We start from the raw sequence: 16595 nt of genomic DNA on the forward strand, positions 1-16595 counted from the left end.
GATGGTTGATGGTTGATGGTTGATGGTTGATGGTTGATGGTTGATGGTTGATGGTTGATGGTTGATGGTTGATGGTTAAAATAAAAAAGCGAAAATCTATTTTAGATTTTCGCTTTTTTATTTTTTAAATATTATGATTCTTTCCTTTCACTCCTTACTCCTAACTCCTCACTCTTCAATTTTCACCACTCACCCTAAGAAAAAAGCTACTCTTTATATACGCCCATATTTGCGTATTTATCCATTCTCTTTGCAACTAAATCTGCATCAGATAAATCTTTTAATTCCTCAAAGGCTTTTACTATTTGACTTTCTACTGCTTCAAAAGCTCCTTTTCTATCAGAATGAGCACCACCAACAGGTTCTTTAATTATCGCATCAATTAGCTTTAATTTTTTCATGTCTTTACCTGTTAATTTTAGGGCTTCTGCCGCTTGTTCTTTGTACTCCCAACTTCTCCATAAAATAGAAGAACAAGATTCTGGAGAAATTACAGTATACCAAGTATTTTCCATCATATACACCCTATCTCCTACTCCAATACCTAAAGCACCACCAGAAGCTCCTTCACCAATAACAATAGTTATAATTGGTGTTTTTAAACGAGTCATTTCTAAAATATTTCTTGCAATAGCCTCTCCTTGGCCACGTTCTTCTGCCTCTAAACCTGGGTAAGCTCCTGGTGTATCTAAAAGCGTAACAACAGGAATACCAAATTTTTCGGCCATTTTCATTAAACGTAATGCTTTTCTGTATCCTTCAGGATTTGCCATACCAAAATTTCTATATTGGCGTGTTTTGGTATTATAGCCTTTTTGTTGACCAATAAACATATAAGATTGGTCTCCTATTTTTCCCAAACCACCAATCATGGCTTTATCATCTTTTACAGACCTGTCTCCATGCAACTCCATAAAAGTATCTCCACAAATGGCATTTATATAGTCTAAAGTGTAAGGTCTATTAGGGTGTCTAGACAATTGTACACGCTGCCAAGGTGTTAAGTTTTTGTATATATCTTTTCTAGCCTCTGCTAATTTCTTTTGTATTTTCTTGCAAGTCGCGGTAACATCTACGTCACTTTCTTCACCAATTATCTGACACTTTTGCAGTTGATCTTGTAAATCTTTAATTGGCATTTCAAAATCTAAATATTCCATTTTGTAGTGATTTGATTTTAGTTATTTATGATAACAAACATACTATAAAAATTACTTTTTAGTGTTAATTTGTTTTACTTTTTTCTCTTAAGCTTTTCAGTAATTTTAGATTTTAAAGTAGTTCTATTCTTTAAAATTCCATTCAATAAAACCACAAACAAAACAATAAATGCACCTACATAAAAGCTTTTACTCATTTGTTCTTTTTCACCAAAAATTAATAATGCTAAAATTATGGCGTAAATGGGCTCTAAATTAACGGTTAACATTACTGTGTATGGAGATATGTATTTCATTATTTTTACTGATGCAATAAATGCATAAGCAGTGCAAATGCTACTTAAAATTAACAAATACAACCAATCCATTTTAGGAATACTAAAAAAACTAGCAGTAAAAGCGTCATTTATTAGTAAATAAAAACTGATAAAAACTACACCAAAAAAAAGTTGATATAAAGAAATTATTTCTGCACTATATCTCTTTATAAACAGCCCGTTTAAAACGGCAAACAAAGCACCTAAAAAAGAGGCTATTAACGCATAAATAACACCAAGTGTGTATTGGCTTTCGAATTTAAAAATAACATAAAGACCAACAATTACCAATAAACCTAAAATAATTTCTATAGATTTTAAGCGCCTTCTAAAAAACAAAGGTTCTAATAAGGAAGTAAAAAAAGCGCCTGTACTCATAGTTACTAATGCCACAGAAACATTAGAAACTTTTATCGCTTTAAAAAAAAACACCCAGTGCAAAGCAATTACAGTGCCCGTAAAAAAGAACTTTAGAACAGCTTTACCGTCTATTTTTAGAGATTTTCTTTTCCATAGAAAATAGATTGCAATAAAAATTACGGCTAAGGACATTCTAAACCAAACTAGTGGAATGGCATCTATAGTAATTAATGCCCCTAAAATTGCTGTAAATCCCCATATAAAAACAATAAGGTGCAGTAGTAAGTAGTTTTGTAACTTATTTTCTGGCATTTATATATAGATATACTGCTAATATACCAAACATAATATTAGGTAACCAAACGTATACCAAAGAGTTTACTGCGGCTACAGAACCTAAAACTTCTCCAATTTTCATAAAAAACACGTACAAAAACATAATACCAACTCCTAAAGCTAAGTTAACACCTGTACCTCCTCTTCGTTTTCTAAAAGCTAAAGCAACTGCTATTATTGTTAATATATAGCTGGCAATAGGTAAACTGGTTCTTTTGTAAAGTTCTACTAAATATGCATTTAAATTTTTAACCCCTCTTTTTTTAGATAAATCTATAAAGTCTATTAATTCATCTGATGGCATTTCTTGTGCAAATGCAGATTTATAAATTAAATCTCGTGGTGTAAAATTAAAAACAGTGTCAATTTTTCTACCTTCTGCAATGCTATCTCTTTTTTTAAAGAGATAACGCTTGCGCCAACCTGTTAAAGTAAATGTAGAATCTTCTTTATTATATTTTAAATTATCTGCAAATAATTTAGATCTTAATTCTAAACCATTGTAAGTTTCAGAAGTAAAATCGTTACCAGAATTGGTATCTACATTAAAGCGTTTTAAATATATATAAGTACTATCTGTGAGTTGTAAACTAAAGTCTTTTACATACTTTAATTCATTTTTTTGCTTGGTGCTATTTATATATTGCTTCTCAAATTTTTTGCGCACCTTACTACTATTAGGAACCACATAATGATTCATAGCTAAAGATATTAAAGTAACCAAAGTTGCGCCTACAAAATAAGGGTATAATAATCTAGTAAAAGATACTTTTGCGTTGGTTATGGCAATAATCTCTGTATTGTTAGATAGCTTAGATGTAAATAAAATAACCGCAATAAATAGTGCCAAAGGCATAAATGTATTTGCGTAATAGATTGTAAAATTAAGATAATAATCGTTTAAAATTTCTTGAAGACCTAAATTTGGGTGCTCTAAAAAATTATCTATTTTTTCTGATACATCAATTGCTATTGCAATAGGTATTAAGATTAATAAGGTAAACAAGAATGTTACCAAATAACGTTTTAATATGTACCAATCAATTATTTTCATCCCATGCTAAATTCCCATCCTAAATCCTTCCCAAAGAGAAGGACTTTTGCGAAGTGAATTTCTTTTACTTATTGCTTATAATTTAATTAATTTTTACCAATAAACTTGACTTAATTAAATAGCTCTTAATGTCTTGTTTGTCTTTCTTCTTGCCTCCTGTCTCTTGTCTCTCGCCTAATGACTAAAAAACTACAAACGATTATCCATTTGTTTAACCATTTTATCTTTCCATTCTCTAAAATCTCCAGCTAAAATGTGCTTTCTTGCTTCTCTTGTTAACCAAACGTAAAACCCTAAATTGTGTATAGATGCTATTTGTTTACCTAACATTTCTTTAGACGCAAATAAATGACGTAAATAGGCTTTTGAATAAATTAAATCTACCTCTGTAATTCCCATTGAATCTATTGGAGAAAAATCATCTGCCCATTTTTTATTTTTGATATTGATGCTGCCATGTGCAGTAAACAACATTCCGTTTCTTGCATTTCTAGTTGGCATTACACAATCGAACATGTCTATACCCAAAGCAATGTTTTCTAAAATATTAATTGGTGTACCAACACCCATTAAATAACGCGGTTTGTCTTCTGGTAAAACTTCAGTTACTACCTCTGTCATGGCATACATTTCTTCTGCAGGTTCACCTACTGAAAGACCACCAATTGCATTGGCTTGCTGATTAGAGTTTGCAATATATTCTGCAGATTGCCTTCTTAAATCTTTATATGTGCTTCCTTGCACAATTGGCATAAATGTTTGCTCAAAACCATATTTGTAAGGTAGTTTTTCTAAATGATTTATACATCTATCTAACCACCTATGCGTCATGTGCATAGAGCGTTTTGCATAATTGTATTCGCAAGGATAAGGTGTGCACTCATCAAAAGCCATAATAATGTCTGCTCCAATTGTTCTTTGGGTTTCCATTACGTTTTCTGGCGTAAAAAAGTGCATAGAACCATCTATATGACTTTTAAATTTTACACCTTCTTCGTTAATTTTTCTTCGTCCAGAAAGAGAATATACCTGGTAACCACCAGAATCTGTAAGAATATTTCTATCCCAATTCATAAACTTGTGTAAACCACCTGCTTTTTCTAAAATTTCTAAACCTGGTCTTAAAAATAAATGGTAGGTATTTCCTAGAATAATATCTGGATTTACTTGTTGTTTTAATTCGGTTTGATGTACGCCTTTTACAGTACCAACTGTACCTACAGGCATAAATATTGGCGTTTCTATGGTGCCATGATCTGTGGTAATAACGCCTGCTCTGGCTTTACTCTTAGGATCTGTTGTTTTTAGGTTGAATTTCATTGTGGGCAAATATACCATTATTGTATGCAATGAAAAATTAAATAAATTGTATTTTTTTAAGGTGAAATAACTTTTGAATTACACTATTTGTTGGCAAGTATGTGCGTTAAGGATTGAGCGGTTTGTTTGAACTCTTTTTTGCTTTACCCTGAATTAAATTCAGGATAAAGCAAAAAAAGTGAGTAGCGAAAGCCTGACCACGCTTTTTTGCGTGGGAACGCCCAAATAAAATTACCTGCGTTTCTTTTTTGATGAAAAACTAGTGTTTTTTCTTTTGTTTTTGGGTGATGATTTTCTGAAAGATGCGCTTTTTTTATTGAAGGCATTTTTAGTTGGTGCTGGTTTTTTCTTAGAAATTTTAGGTTTCGATTTTTCTTTTACCACAGAAGCTTCCTCGGTTTTAGAAGAAGTTGCAATCATTTTATTGATTTGTTGCATTTCTTCGTCGGTTAACTCGCGCCAATCACCTGTTTGTAGATAGCCTAATTCTACATTCATTATTCGGGTTCTTTTTAACTTGGTTACTTCATAATCTAAATATTCGCACATTCTGCGAATTTGCCTGTTTAAACCTTGTGTTAAAATGATTTTAAAAATTTTATCGCTTACTTTTTCTACCAAACATTTATTGGTTACTGTGCCTAAAATAGGAATTCCATTTCCCATTTTCTCGATAAAATCTGGAGTGATCGTTTTATTTACAGATACAAAATATTCTTTCTCGTGATTGTTACCTGCACGTAAAATTTTGTTTACAATATCACCATCATTGGTTAAAAAAATTAAGCCTTCAGAAGGTTTGTCTAAGCGACCAATAGGAAATAATCTTTCTGGGTGATTGATGTGTTTTACAATGTTATTAGGTTCTCTATCGTCTGTTGTAGATACAATACCAATAGGTTTATTTAGGGCAATGTAAAGGGTTTTGTTTTGGGGTTTTACCAACCTGCCATCTAACTTTACCACATCTTTTTTACCAACTCTGTTACCCAATTGTGTAGGTTTGCCGTTTATGGTAACTCTACCTTCGTTAATAAAACGTTCTGCCTCTCTTCTAGAGCAAATACCAGAAGAGCTAATGTATTTATTAAGATTTATAGTTTGTTTGTTATTGGTATCCAACGCAAAAAATTTGGGCAAAAATAAACATTAATTTCTGATGCTTTTTTTGAAAGTTCTTTTTTTATTGAAACTTATAAAAAGTATTTTAAGAAAGTAGAAACTTTGTTATAAACTTTCTATTAATGAACCTAAAGGTGAGTATTTTAACTATTTAGTCGGTCAATTCAAAAGAATCTTCGATATTGGTTTTAGAGCTTCCTCCTACAAATACCTTAAATTCTCCAACCTCTGCTTCCCATTTGTTATTTGCAGAATAAAATTCTAATGTTTTTGCATCTATGGTAAAACTCACTTTCTTAGATTCGCCAGCTTTTAGATCTACTATTTTAAAACCTTTTAACTCTTTTACTGGTCTTATAATACTAGCATATAAATCTTGTATATACAACTGCACAACCTCTTTACCTCTATAATTACCTGAGTTTTTTAGGGTAAAAGTTACTTTAATATTCCCTTTTTTATTGCAACTTTTTGCGCTTAACTTTAAGTTATCGTATGTAAAAGTAGTGTAACTTAAACCATAACCAAATTCATATAGTGGATCATTAGAAATATCTCCATAATGCGACCAAAAAACAGTATTTGCATCGTGATCTGATGTTTTGGGTCTTCCTGTACTTTTGTGATTGTAATAAATTGGCACTTGCCCCACATGTTTTGGAAAAGTCATTGGTAATTTTCCAGAAGGATTGTAATCACCATATAAAACTTGCGCAATTGCATTACCACTTTGTGTACCTAGTTGCCATGCTTCTAATATTGATGGTATATTAGCATCTGCCCAATTAATGGTTAATGGGCGCCCATTCATCAACACCAATACTATATTTTTATTTACCTCATAAACGGCTTCTAATAATTGTTGTTGAAAGCTTGGCAAACCTAAATCTACTCTACTTCTACCTTCACCAGACTGAAAACCATGTTCACCTAAAACCATAATTACAACATCTTTATTTCTTGCAGTTCTTACAGCTTCATTAAATCCGGATTTATCGGTTGTATTTATTTGTGTTTCTTTTACAAATGTTGGCGTTCCTGTATATAATTTTGGACCAGAAGCAAAAGTTATGTTGTTATTAGGATATGCTTTTAAACCTTCTAGTACAGAAATTGCTGTATTATCTTCTGCAGCCAATCTCCAACTGCCTAAAGGACTCGTTTTATCGTCTGCCAAATCTCCTATAACTGCGATATTTAAACCTTGCTTTTTTAACGGTAACAAATTGGTACTATTTTTTAATAAAACCATAGATTTTTTTGCCATATCCAATACTCCTGCATGTAATTCTTTACTTCCTAGTACTTCTTTTTCTCTTGCTTCATCACAATATTTATAAGGATCATCAAATAAACCCAACTCAAATTTTACTTTTAAAATTCTAGCGGCTGCTTGGTTAATATAAGCTTCTTTTACCTTACCATCTTTTACAAGCCCTGCTAAATGCTTTACGTATGCATAAGATTCCATATCCATATCTGAGCCTGCTTTTGCTGCAATTTCTGCGGCATGTTTATTGTCTTTTGCATAACCATGTGCAATCATTTCTTTAATAGAACCCCAATCAGAAACCACAAAACCATTAAAACCCCATTCTTCTTTTAAAATTGTTCTTTGTAAGTGTTGGCTACCTGTTGCAGGTATGCCATCTGCATCGTTAAAAGCGTTCATAAACGTTTTAACACCTGCATCTTTAGCCGCTTTAAAAGGTGGTAAAATTGTATTTCTTAGTGTAGATGGATTTACTTCTGTAGTATTATAATCTCTACCAGCCTCTGCAAAACCATAAGCAGCAAAGTGTTTTGCACAAGCTGCAATTGTGTTATGTGCAGATAAATCTTCTCCTTGAAAACCCTCTACTCTTGCCTTTGCGATTAAAGAGGCTAAGTAAGTATCTTCTCCTGCTCCTTCCATAACACGTCCCCATCTTGCATCTCTAGAAATATCTACCATTGGTGCAAAAGTCCAATTAATACCTTCTGCAGAAGCTTCTACTGCCGCATTTCTTGCAGCTGTTTTTATAGCCTCTAAATCCCAACTTGCAGCTTCTGCAAGCGGAATAGGTGCCAATGTTTTATGCCCATGAATTACATCAAAACCAATTATTAAAGGAATACCTAATCTTGTTTCTTCTACCGCTATTTTCTGAACTGCTTTTACGTTTTTTACACCACGTACATTTAACATAGCACCAACCAAACCGTTTTTTAGATCTTGGTATTTTTTTGCTGCATTCCCATTTTTTGGTTTAGGCCCAGTAGCATCCCAAAAACCATTGTATAAATTCATTTGACCAATTTTTTCTTCTAAAGTCATTACACTCAAAAGAGAATCTACTTTTTGGTCTATTACAGATTTTTTAGATTTATTTTTAGGAGAATTGCAACTAGCAAACCCTAATATGGCAAATGCTAAAAGGTATATAAACTTAACTCTTTTATTCATTTTTATAATTTATTATAGATTGTGAAAACTCTACTGATTTACCCCTAGAAATAAAAACGGCCATCTGCATAAAAGACCATCTTCTAACATTACTAAATGTAAAAATTCTATTGAATTGTTGCTCAATTTACTAAATATAGTGAAGTAAAAAAAATTAGCATTTATGAGTACTACTTTTTACGAGATATAATTTTCGAAATTAATTAACTAAAGTTAGTGTTTTAGAAATGACAGTTTTATCTCCTAACTTTGTTGGTTGTTTACCACCAACACTTACCCTAATTTCGCCTGCATTATATACAGTATTTCCACTGCTATCTAATTGTGCATACTGTTTTGGCGAAATTGTAAAAGTAACTTTTTTTGTTTCTCCCACTTTTAGATGTATTCTTTTAAAACCAACTAAAGATCTTATTGGAGATTCATTTTTACTAGCTACGTGACTTATATACAATTGTACAACTTCATCTCCATCCATTTTACCAGTATTGGTAACTTTTACACTTAAGGCTATTGGTGTTTCTTTAGTAATTTTATCATCTAAAACCAAGTTACTATATTTAAAAGTAGTGTAACTTAACCCGTGACCAAATTGAAACAAAGGATCTCCTTTAAAGTATTTATACGTTCTATTTTCCATTGTATAAGACTGAAAATCTGGCAAGTCTTTTAGAGATTTGTAAAAAGTTACAGGTAATCTACCAGCAGGATTATAATCGCCAAACAAAACATCTGCAACGGCTTTACCACCAAACTCTCCTGGATACCACGCTTCTATAATTCCTGGTACATTTTTATTTGCCCAATTTACTGCCAATGCACTACCATTCATTAAAACCAAAACTGTTGGCTTGCCTAAAGCAACCACTTTTTGCATTAATTCTAATTGTGTTTTTGGTAAAACAATATCAGAACGATCTCCTTTATCAAAACCTTCTAACAAAACTGGCATTTCTTCCCCTTCAATATCTGGAGACAAGCCTAAACACAGCACTACTACTTCAGATTTTTTAGCGGCTTCTAAGGCAGGTGTTATTAAATCTTTATCCATTTTAGCCCATACCAAATGTGCTTGAGGATCTGAGTGAAAATTAAAATATTCAATCTTAATTGTATTGGTTTTTCCTTTTTTTAAATCAATATCAAAATAATTTGTTCTTACTTGGTGTTTTGCTGTAAACTGAAACTTTAATTCATCATTAAAATAGAATTTAACCCCATTACTTGCTTGAAAACCTATTCTATATTTCCCGTTCTCTTTTGGAGTTATCTCTCCTGTCCATCTTACCGAAAAATTATCTTTCTGTAAATTTTCTAATGGTTTTTTTGGCATCCATATAAAATCAACATTTGTATCATTTCTTATAATTACAGGTTCACCTTCCCAATTTTTGTTGTCAAAATATTCTGCTTTTAAACCTACTTTACCATTACTTTGTAAAAACGAAGATGGAATTGGCTTTAGCATTGGCCAACCTTCTGCAACATGACTACCCAAAGCATACTTAACTTTAGCATTTGGCAATTTATTTTGTATGCCTTTTAATGGTGTTAAAAAATTATGCGGTGTTCCATGATAATTCCCTAAAAGTGCTTGTTTAGAATCTGCATTAGGTCCAATTACCGCAATTGAATTTAAATTTTTACTTAAGGGTAAGATGTTTTTTTCATTTTTAAGTAAAACCATAGACTCTTTGGCTACTTTTTCTGATAATGTATAATGCGCTTTACTCGCTACAATATTGTAAGGAATCTTTGCCCATTTTACGTTTGCATCATCTTCGAACATACCTAATTTATACCTTGCTGTAAATAATCGAATTAAAGCCTTATCTAACTGGGCTTCATTTATCATTTCTTTTAAAACAGCTTCTTGTAAATGAGGGTCGTATACACTACCACAATTTAAATCTGTACCAGTTTTAACTGCCAAAGCACCTGCTTCTGCTGGCGTTTCTGTTAAACCATGTTTGTTAGGTTCCCAGAAGTCATTAATTGCCCAACAGTCTGATACTACATAACCCTGAAAATTCCAATCTTCTCTAAGTATTTTTTGAAGTAATAAGTTACTGCCACAACAAGCTTCATCTCTAAATCTATTATAAGCACACATCACAGAATGTACTTTTGCCTCTACAATTGCTGCTTCAAAAGCAGGTAAATAGGTTTCGTATAAATCTCTATCGGATACTTTATAATTATCTGAATGTCTTGTTTTTTCTGGCCCACTATGCACTGCATAATGTTTTGCTGTAGCTACAACCTTTAGATATTTTTTATCGTCACCTTGTAAACCTTTAATATAATTAACACCAATTTTACTGGTTAAATAAGGATCTTCTCCATAAGTTTCTTGTCCTCTACCCCATCTTGGGTCTCTAAAAATATTAATATTTGGTGTCCAAAATGTTAAACCTTGGTAAATACCTCTTTTTCCTTCACTTTTAAACTTATGATGTTTGGCTCTGGCTTCATCTGAAACTGCAATACCCATTTCTTTTATTAGTGCCGGATTCCAAGTTGCTCCCATACCAATTCCTTGAGGAAAAACAGTAGCTTCTCCCGCTCTTGCCACACCATGTAAACACTCATTCCACCAATTGTATTCTGGTATATTTAAGCGTGTAATTTCTGGAGAATCATAACGCATTTGCGATATTTTCTCTTTCAAGGTCATTTTTGCTACTAATGCTGTAGCATTTTTTTTAAACTCAGCATTATAATTAATTGTGAGTTGTTCTTTAGTTTCTCCGCAAGAACCTACCATAAAAGCAAGTGCTAATAAAACTGTTATCTTATGATAAAAGTTTACTAAACTACCATTACTCTTATATTTTACATTCATATCTCTGTTATAAAATGAAATTCATTTATTTCCACAGTTTTTCCATTTCCTCTAATGTTTTTCCTTTTGTTTCCGGAATAAACTTTACAACAAATAAAGCTGCTAAAATGCTCATAATACCATATACCCAATATGCAAAACCATGGTTAAATTGTTCTGTTAAATAAGAATTATCATTCATCATTGGGAAAGTTAACGAAACTAAATAATTAGAAATCCATTGTGCTGCTACTGCAATTGCCAATGCTTTGCCTCTAATTTTATTTGGAAAAATTTCTGATAATAAAACCCAAGTTACAGGTCCCCAACTCATGGCAAAACTAGCCACATACAACATCATACAAAATAATGCTAAATAACCTGTTGCGCCTGCATAAAAAACAAAACCAAGAGATAACATAGCTACCGCCATACCTAAAGCGCCAATTACCATTAGTGGTTTTCTACCGTATTTGTCTACAGTTTTTATAGCGATAATGGTGAATAAGAAATTAACAATACCCACAATAATGGTCATTAATAAAGCGGTATCTGTACCAGAAGAAATTGTTTTGAATATTTCTGGAGCGTAGTATAAAACTACATTAATACCCACAAACTGCTGAAAAATAGATAATAAAACTCCAATTATAATAACTAGCCAACCAAAAGACAATAGGTTTCCTGAAATTTTTTCATCCATAGAACCTTTAATTTCTTCTAAAATTTTAACACCTTCTTCTTCTCCGTTTACTTTTGTTAAAACCGATAATGCTTCTTTTGGTTTATTACGTAATACTAAAGAACGTGGTGTATCTGGCACAAGGAATAAAAATGCTAAAAACAAACCTGCAGGTATTATTTCTGAAGCAAACATCCATCTCCAACCAATTTCATTTAACCAAGCGTCTGAACCACCTGTTTTAGAAATAAAGTAATTTACAAAGTAAACCACCATAAAACCACCAACAATAGCCAATTGATTAAAAGAAACCAATTTACCTCTGCTCTTTGCTGGCGCAATTTCTGCAATATACAAAGGGGATAACATAGACGCTAAACCAACTCCTATACCACCAATAATTCTATACACAATAAAAATTGTTGAAAATGTATGATCTAGCTCTCCAATTGGTGCCAAAAACATTTCTGGCATTGCAGAACCCAATGCAGATATTAAAAATAAAATTGCTGCTAAAATTAATCCGTTTTTTCTTCCTAGTTTTTTACTAACTACACCTCCTAAAACGCCTCCAATAACACAACCTATTAAGGCACTAGAAACTAAAAAACCTTTAAAAGCACTGGCGGCAGTTTCCGATAATCCTTTTGGAGTAACAAAAAAACTTTCTAAAGAACCTACTGTTCCAGAAATTACGCCTGTGTCATACCCAAAAAGTAAACCACCTAATGTAGCTACTAACGTTAATTTTAATAGGTATCCTGAATTTGCTGATTTTTCCATATTTTGTTTCTAATTATTTGTTATTTGATTGATTTTATTTTGTTACATAGCTCGTAAATGTAAAAAGACCAATTCGATTATATTATCAAATTGGTCTTTTTTTTCTTAAATATATTGATTGATAATATTCTCAAACAATTCTTGCTTACCACTTTGTAAGGTTAATTCTCCGTTTTCTTGAGCAATCTTATACAAATCTGATAATTCTAATTTACCTGCTTCAAAATCTTTTCCTTTACCTGCATCAAAAGAGCTGTATCTTTTTTCTCTTAAAGCGTTATAAGATGAAGAAGTCATAATTTTATCTGCTGTAATTAAAGCTCTTGCAAAGGTATCTGCTCCTCCAATATGTGCAAGAAAAACATCTTCCATATCTGTTGAGTTTCTTCTAATTTTTGCATCAAAATTAACACCACCACCTTGCAAACCTCCTGCTTCTAAGAATACTAACATTGCTTCTGTAGTTTCTTGAATATTGTTTGGAAACTGATCTGTATCCCAACCATTTTGGTAATCTCCTCTGTTGGCATCTATACTACCTAACATTCCTGCTTTAGCAGCAACTGCTAATTCATGTTGCATGGTATGTTGTGCTAAAGTTGCGTGGTTTACCTCTATATTCATTTTAAAATCTTTGTCTAAACCGTATTCTTTTAAGAAACCGATTGCTGTAGCAGAATCAAAATCGTATTGATGCTTCATTGGCTCCATTGGTTTCGGTTCTATAAAGAACGTTCCTTTAAAACCTTGTGCTCTTGCATAATCTCTTGCCATAGTTAAAAATTGTGCCATGTGATCTAACTCACGACCCATATCTGTATTTAACAAAGACATATAACCTTCTCTACCTCCCCAAAATACGTAATTTTCTCCACCTAATTTAATGGTTGCATCTAAAGCTAATTTTACTTGACCACCTGCTCTTGCTACTACATTAAAATCTGGATTTGTAGAAGCACCATTCATATAGCGTGGATTTGAAAAACAATTTGCTGTTCCCCATAATAATTTTACACCACTTTCTGCTTGCTTTCCTTTGATGTAATCTGTAATAGTATTTAATCTTGCTTCTGATTCTGCAAAAGTTGCGCCTTCTTGAATTAAATCATAATCGTGAAAACAGAAATAATCAAAGCCCATTTTGTTGATAAACTCAAAAGCGGCATCTGCTTTGTCTTTTGCTGCTTGAATTGGGTCTGCTGCTTGATCCCAAGCAAAATTTTGTGTTCCTGGGCCAAAAGGATCTCCTCCTTGACCACAGAATGTGTGCCAATATGCGATTGCAAATTTAAAATGCTCGCGCATTGTTTTTCCTGCTACTACTTGGTCTGGATTGTAGTATTTAAAAGCCATTGGATTGTCTGACTCTTTCCCTTCAAATTGAATTTTTTCGATTCCTTTAAAATATTCCATTTTTACTATGTTTATTTGTTTAATTATTTTTTTCTATAACTTTTGTTTTGAATACTGCTTTTGCGTTAGGGATTGAAACGACATCCTTTTTTATGAGACCCTGAATTTTCTTCAGGGTTTTAGAAAAAAGATATAGTGTAAAGCCTGACCACGCTTTTTTGCGTGGTAACGCCCAAATCTTATTTATTTAAAATTAATTCTAATTCTTTTTTCCAGTTATTATAGGCTTCTAAATATGGTTTTTTGTCTTTAAATGGCATAAACGTCATTACATGATCATTGTCCATAATGGTTTTACTAAAAGATTCAAAATCTCCTTTATGTAAGTTTGCTGCTCTTGCTGCACCAATTGCGCCTGTTGTATTGTAAATTTCTATTTCTTGTTCAATTAAAGTGGCTACTGTATTTGCAAAAATTTCTGAACGAAATAGATTGTCGTTTCCAGCTCTTATTACACTTGGTGCAATTCCGTCTGTTTTCATAATTTCCATTCCGTAAACAAAAGAAAATGCAATACCTTCTAAAGCTGCCCTGCACATATGGCCTTTATGATGATTGTTTAGGTTCATATTTACAATACGTGTGCCTATTTCTTGGTTGTTTAACATGCGTTCTGCACCATTACCAAAAGGAATTAAGCAAACACCATCTGAACCTATTGCAATTTCTGAAGCCAAATTATTCATTTCTTCATAAGAGGAAACTGCTAAATTGTTTAACAACCATCTGTATTGAATTCCTGCGCCATTAATGCATAACAATTTACCAATTTTTGGTGCTGCACCTTTTGTATAATTTACGTGTGCAAAGTTGTTTACTCTAGCACTTTCTTTGGCAGATAAACTTTCTGTTACTGCATAAACCACACCAGAAGTACCGCCTGTTGCAGCAACTTCTCCTGGATTAAATACGTTTAATGATAGTGCATTATTGGGTTGGTCTCCTGCTCTGTAAAAAATTGGTGTGCCCACTGCTAAACCACTTTCTGCTGCTCCTTTTTCATCTACTTGTGCTTGGTTGCTAAAAGTATCTACAATATCTGGTACCAAAGAGGGATTTATTCCATAATATTCCAGTAAAAAATCGGCAACTGAATCGTTTTTAAAATCCCAAAAAATTCCTTCAGACAAACCAGAAATGGTTGTGTTTATTGTGTTTGAGAATTTATAAGAAATAAAATCTCCAGGCAACATAAATTTATAAACCTGATTGTAAATTTCAGGTTCATTGTCTTTTACCCATTTTAATTTTGATGCTGTAAAATTTGCAGGCGAGTTTAGTAATTGTGTGGCACATTTTTCTTCTCCAATTTCTGCAAAAGCTTTGTTACCTGTTGCCACTGCTCTAGAATCGCACCAAATTATACTTCTTCTTAATGGAGTACCTTGTTTATCTACCAAAACCAAACCATGCATTTGGTAAGAAATACCAATACCTTTTATTTGACTTTTGTCTACATTATATTGTTTTTGTAAGCTTTTTATTGCGTTACAAATATGCAACCACCAATCTAAAGGTGCTTGTTCTGCCCAACCATTTTTTTGTGCAAACATGCCCATTTCTTCTTTAGGCTCTTGCACAACACCAATACTTTTGCCAGAATCTACATCTACTAAAGCGGCTTTTATAGACGAACTTCCTATGTCTAATCCTAAATAATAATTCATTATAACGATTCTCTTAATGTTAATTTTGTTGGAATATAGCAGCGTAAACTTGTGTTTTCTGTAACAAATTCTGCTGCTTTTGTACCGAGTTCTTTAAAATCTGTAGATACTACAGATATGCCTTTGTAAATAAATTTTTTCATTGGTGTTTCATTATATGACAGAAAACCAATGTCTTTGCCAGGTTCAAAATTATTGCTTTTGCATTGCTCTAAAAATTCACCTAACATTCTATCACTTACACTTATATAAGCAATACTTTTTTCAATTTTAAAATTTTTATAATCTGTAACTATTTTACTTTCAAAATTATAATCTTCGCAAAATTTATTAAAAAATTGTATGGTTTCTTTTGGGTGATACGTGAAATCTGGAAACAACAAATCTATACGTTTATATTTGCTAAATTGTGTTTTAGCTTCTAATATGGCATTGTAAAATGATTGTCCAAAATCTTGAAAAACAAAATTACTATCATTTTTTGCGTAAATATTCCAATCGATTAGTAATACGTTTTCATTATTAAATTTGGCTAGCGTATTTTTTACATCTGCATGATTAAAATTCATGATAACATACTTGTAGTATTTACCAATACTCGTATTTACAATGGTTTTAAAATTATCTATATTGTAATGATGAAATTGTACGTCTGTTATAATATTATCTGGTAAATTATTTATAAAAGCATCATACAAGACTTCTTTATATGCTTTAAAAGTGTCTAAAATTAAGAGCACTTTTTTAGTTTCATTAGCTACATAATACCCTTTGTTAGGCACTGCAACCACTCTATTACTATCTTTAAGAATAGTATATGCTTTAAAAACAGTATCTCTAGAAAGTTTAAATTCTTTACAAATTTTATTTACAGATGGTAAAATGTCTCCTTTTTGCAATATATCTTTACCAATAGCATCGTTAATAGCATTTACTATTTGCTGATACTTTGGTGTAACACTATCGTGTTTTATTTGAATAAGGGAATTGGTGGCTACCATACTGTTCTGCTCTGGTAGGTAAAAATAGCAAAAAAAATATAATATTAAAATTTAAGACACTATTTTTATTAAAAAAATACTTTTTAGGTATTAAAATAGTAATTTAACTA

Annotated in this window: 11 protein-coding genes; all 11 read right to left on the minus strand. The window is 32.1% G+C overall.

Annotation, left to right across the window (positions count from 1 at the left end; translation table 11 throughout):
- Positions 1–206 precede the first annotated feature (206 nt).
- The 11 genes from Q0684_RS12395 to Q0684_RS12445 all read right to left on the minus strand — a co-directional run bounded on the left by Q0684_RS12395 (position 207) and on the right by Q0684_RS12445 (position 16485).
- Positions 207–1160, minus strand: coding sequence for an acetyl-CoA carboxylase carboxyltransferase subunit alpha (locus Q0684_RS12395; protein ID WP_299017282.1), 954 nt, complete (start codon positions 1158–1160; stop codon positions 207–209).
- Between the two features lie 74 nt (positions 1161–1234).
- A complete protein-coding gene (locus tag Q0684_RS12400) occupies positions 1235–2149 on the minus strand; it encodes a DMT family transporter (RefSeq protein WP_299017285.1) in 915 nt (304 codons plus the stop codon).
- Positions 2136–3227: an LptF/LptG family permease gene (locus tag Q0684_RS12405; RefSeq protein WP_299017288.1), complete on the minus strand. Its 1092-nt coding sequence runs from the start codon at positions 3225–3227 to the stop codon at positions 2136–2138. Before Q0684_RS12405 ends, Q0684_RS12400 begins: the two co-directional genes overlap by 14 nt.
- 189 nt (positions 3228–3416) lie before the next feature.
- On the minus strand, positions 3417–4547 hold the full coding sequence (gene tgt, locus Q0684_RS12410) for a tRNA guanosine(34) transglycosylase Tgt (protein ID WP_299017290.1): 1131 nt from the start codon (positions 4545–4547) through the stop codon (positions 3417–3419).
- Between the two features lie 231 nt (positions 4548–4778).
- Positions 4779–5669: a 23S rRNA pseudouridine(2604) synthase RluF gene (gene rluF, locus Q0684_RS12415; RefSeq protein ID WP_299017292.1), complete on the minus strand. Its 891-nt coding sequence runs from the start codon at positions 5667–5669 to the stop codon at positions 4779–4781.
- Between the two features lie 151 nt (positions 5670–5820).
- Positions 5821–8115: a beta-glucosidase BglX gene (gene bglX / locus Q0684_RS12420; RefSeq protein ID WP_299017295.1), complete on the minus strand. Its 2295-nt coding sequence runs from the start codon at positions 8113–8115 to the stop codon at positions 5821–5823.
- A 199-nt stretch (positions 8116–8314) separates the two neighbouring features.
- Positions 8315–10960: a glycoside hydrolase family 3 protein gene (locus tag Q0684_RS12425; RefSeq protein WP_299017298.1), complete on the minus strand. Its 2646-nt coding sequence runs from the start codon at positions 10958–10960 to the stop codon at positions 8315–8317.
- Between the two features lie 25 nt (positions 10961–10985).
- Positions 10986–12404: a D-xylose transporter XylE gene (gene xylE, locus Q0684_RS12430; RefSeq protein WP_299017301.1), complete on the minus strand. Its 1419-nt coding sequence runs from the start codon at positions 12402–12404 to the stop codon at positions 10986–10988.
- Positions 12405–12509: 105 nt separating this feature from the next.
- On the minus strand, positions 12510–13817 hold the full coding sequence (gene xylA / locus Q0684_RS12435; RefSeq protein ID WP_299017305.1) for a xylose isomerase: 1308 nt from the start codon (positions 13815–13817) through the stop codon (positions 12510–12512).
- A 179-nt stretch (positions 13818–13996) separates the two neighbouring features.
- Positions 13997–15484 carry an FGGY family carbohydrate kinase gene (locus Q0684_RS12440; RefSeq protein WP_299017307.1) on the minus strand — a complete coding sequence of 496 codons (1488 nt, stop codon included), beginning with the start codon at positions 15482–15484 and terminating at the stop codon, positions 13997–13999.
- A complete protein-coding gene (locus tag Q0684_RS12445; protein ID WP_299017310.1) occupies positions 15484–16485 on the minus strand; it encodes a GntR family transcriptional regulator in 1002 nt (333 codons plus the stop codon). Before Q0684_RS12445 ends, Q0684_RS12440 begins: the two co-directional genes overlap by 1 nt.
- Between the last annotated feature and the right edge of the window lie 110 nt (positions 16486–16595).

It is taken from the genome of uncultured Polaribacter sp. (assembly GCF_947503875.1).
Lineage (GTDB): Bacteria > Bacteroidota > Bacteroidia > Flavobacteriales > Flavobacteriaceae > Polaribacter.

What these genes read in the sequence shown, in the direction of transcription:
- Q0684_RS12395 (WP_299017282.1), bottom strand. Translation starts at nt 1,160, where the DNA reads ATGGAATATTTAGATTTTGAAATGCCAATTAAAGATTTACAAGATCAA.
- Q0684_RS12400 (WP_299017285.1), bottom strand. Translation starts at nt 2,149, where the DNA reads ATGCCAGAAAATAAGTTACAAAACTACTTACTACTGCACCTTATTGTT.
- Q0684_RS12405 (WP_299017288.1), bottom strand. Translation starts at nt 3,227, where the DNA reads ATGAAAATAATTGATTGGTACATATTAAAACGTTATTTGGTAACATTC.
- tgt (WP_299017290.1), bottom strand. Translation starts at nt 4,547, where the DNA reads ATGAAATTCAACCTAAAAACAACAGATCCTAAGAGTAAAGCCAGAGCA.
- bglX (WP_299017295.1), bottom strand. Translation starts at nt 8,115, where the DNA reads ATGAATAAAAGAGTTAAGTTTATATACCTTTTAGCATTTGCCATATTA.
- Q0684_RS12425 (WP_299017298.1), bottom strand. Translation starts at nt 10,960, where the DNA reads ATGAATGTAAAATATAAGAGTAATGGTAGTTTAGTAAACTTTTATCAT.
- xylE (WP_299017301.1), bottom strand. Translation starts at nt 12,404, where the DNA reads ATGGAAAAATCAGCAAATTCAGGATACCTATTAAAATTAACGTTAGTA.
- xylA (WP_299017305.1), bottom strand. Translation starts at nt 13,817, where the DNA reads ATGGAATATTTTAAAGGAATCGAAAAAATTCAATTTGAAGGGAAAGAG.
- Q0684_RS12440 (WP_299017307.1), bottom strand. Translation starts at nt 15,484, where the DNA reads ATGAATTATTATTTAGGATTAGACATAGGAAGTTCGTCTATAAAAGCC.
- Q0684_RS12445 (WP_299017310.1), bottom strand. Translation starts at nt 16,485, where the DNA reads ATGGTAGCCACCAATTCCCTTATTCAAATAAAACACGATAGTGTTACA.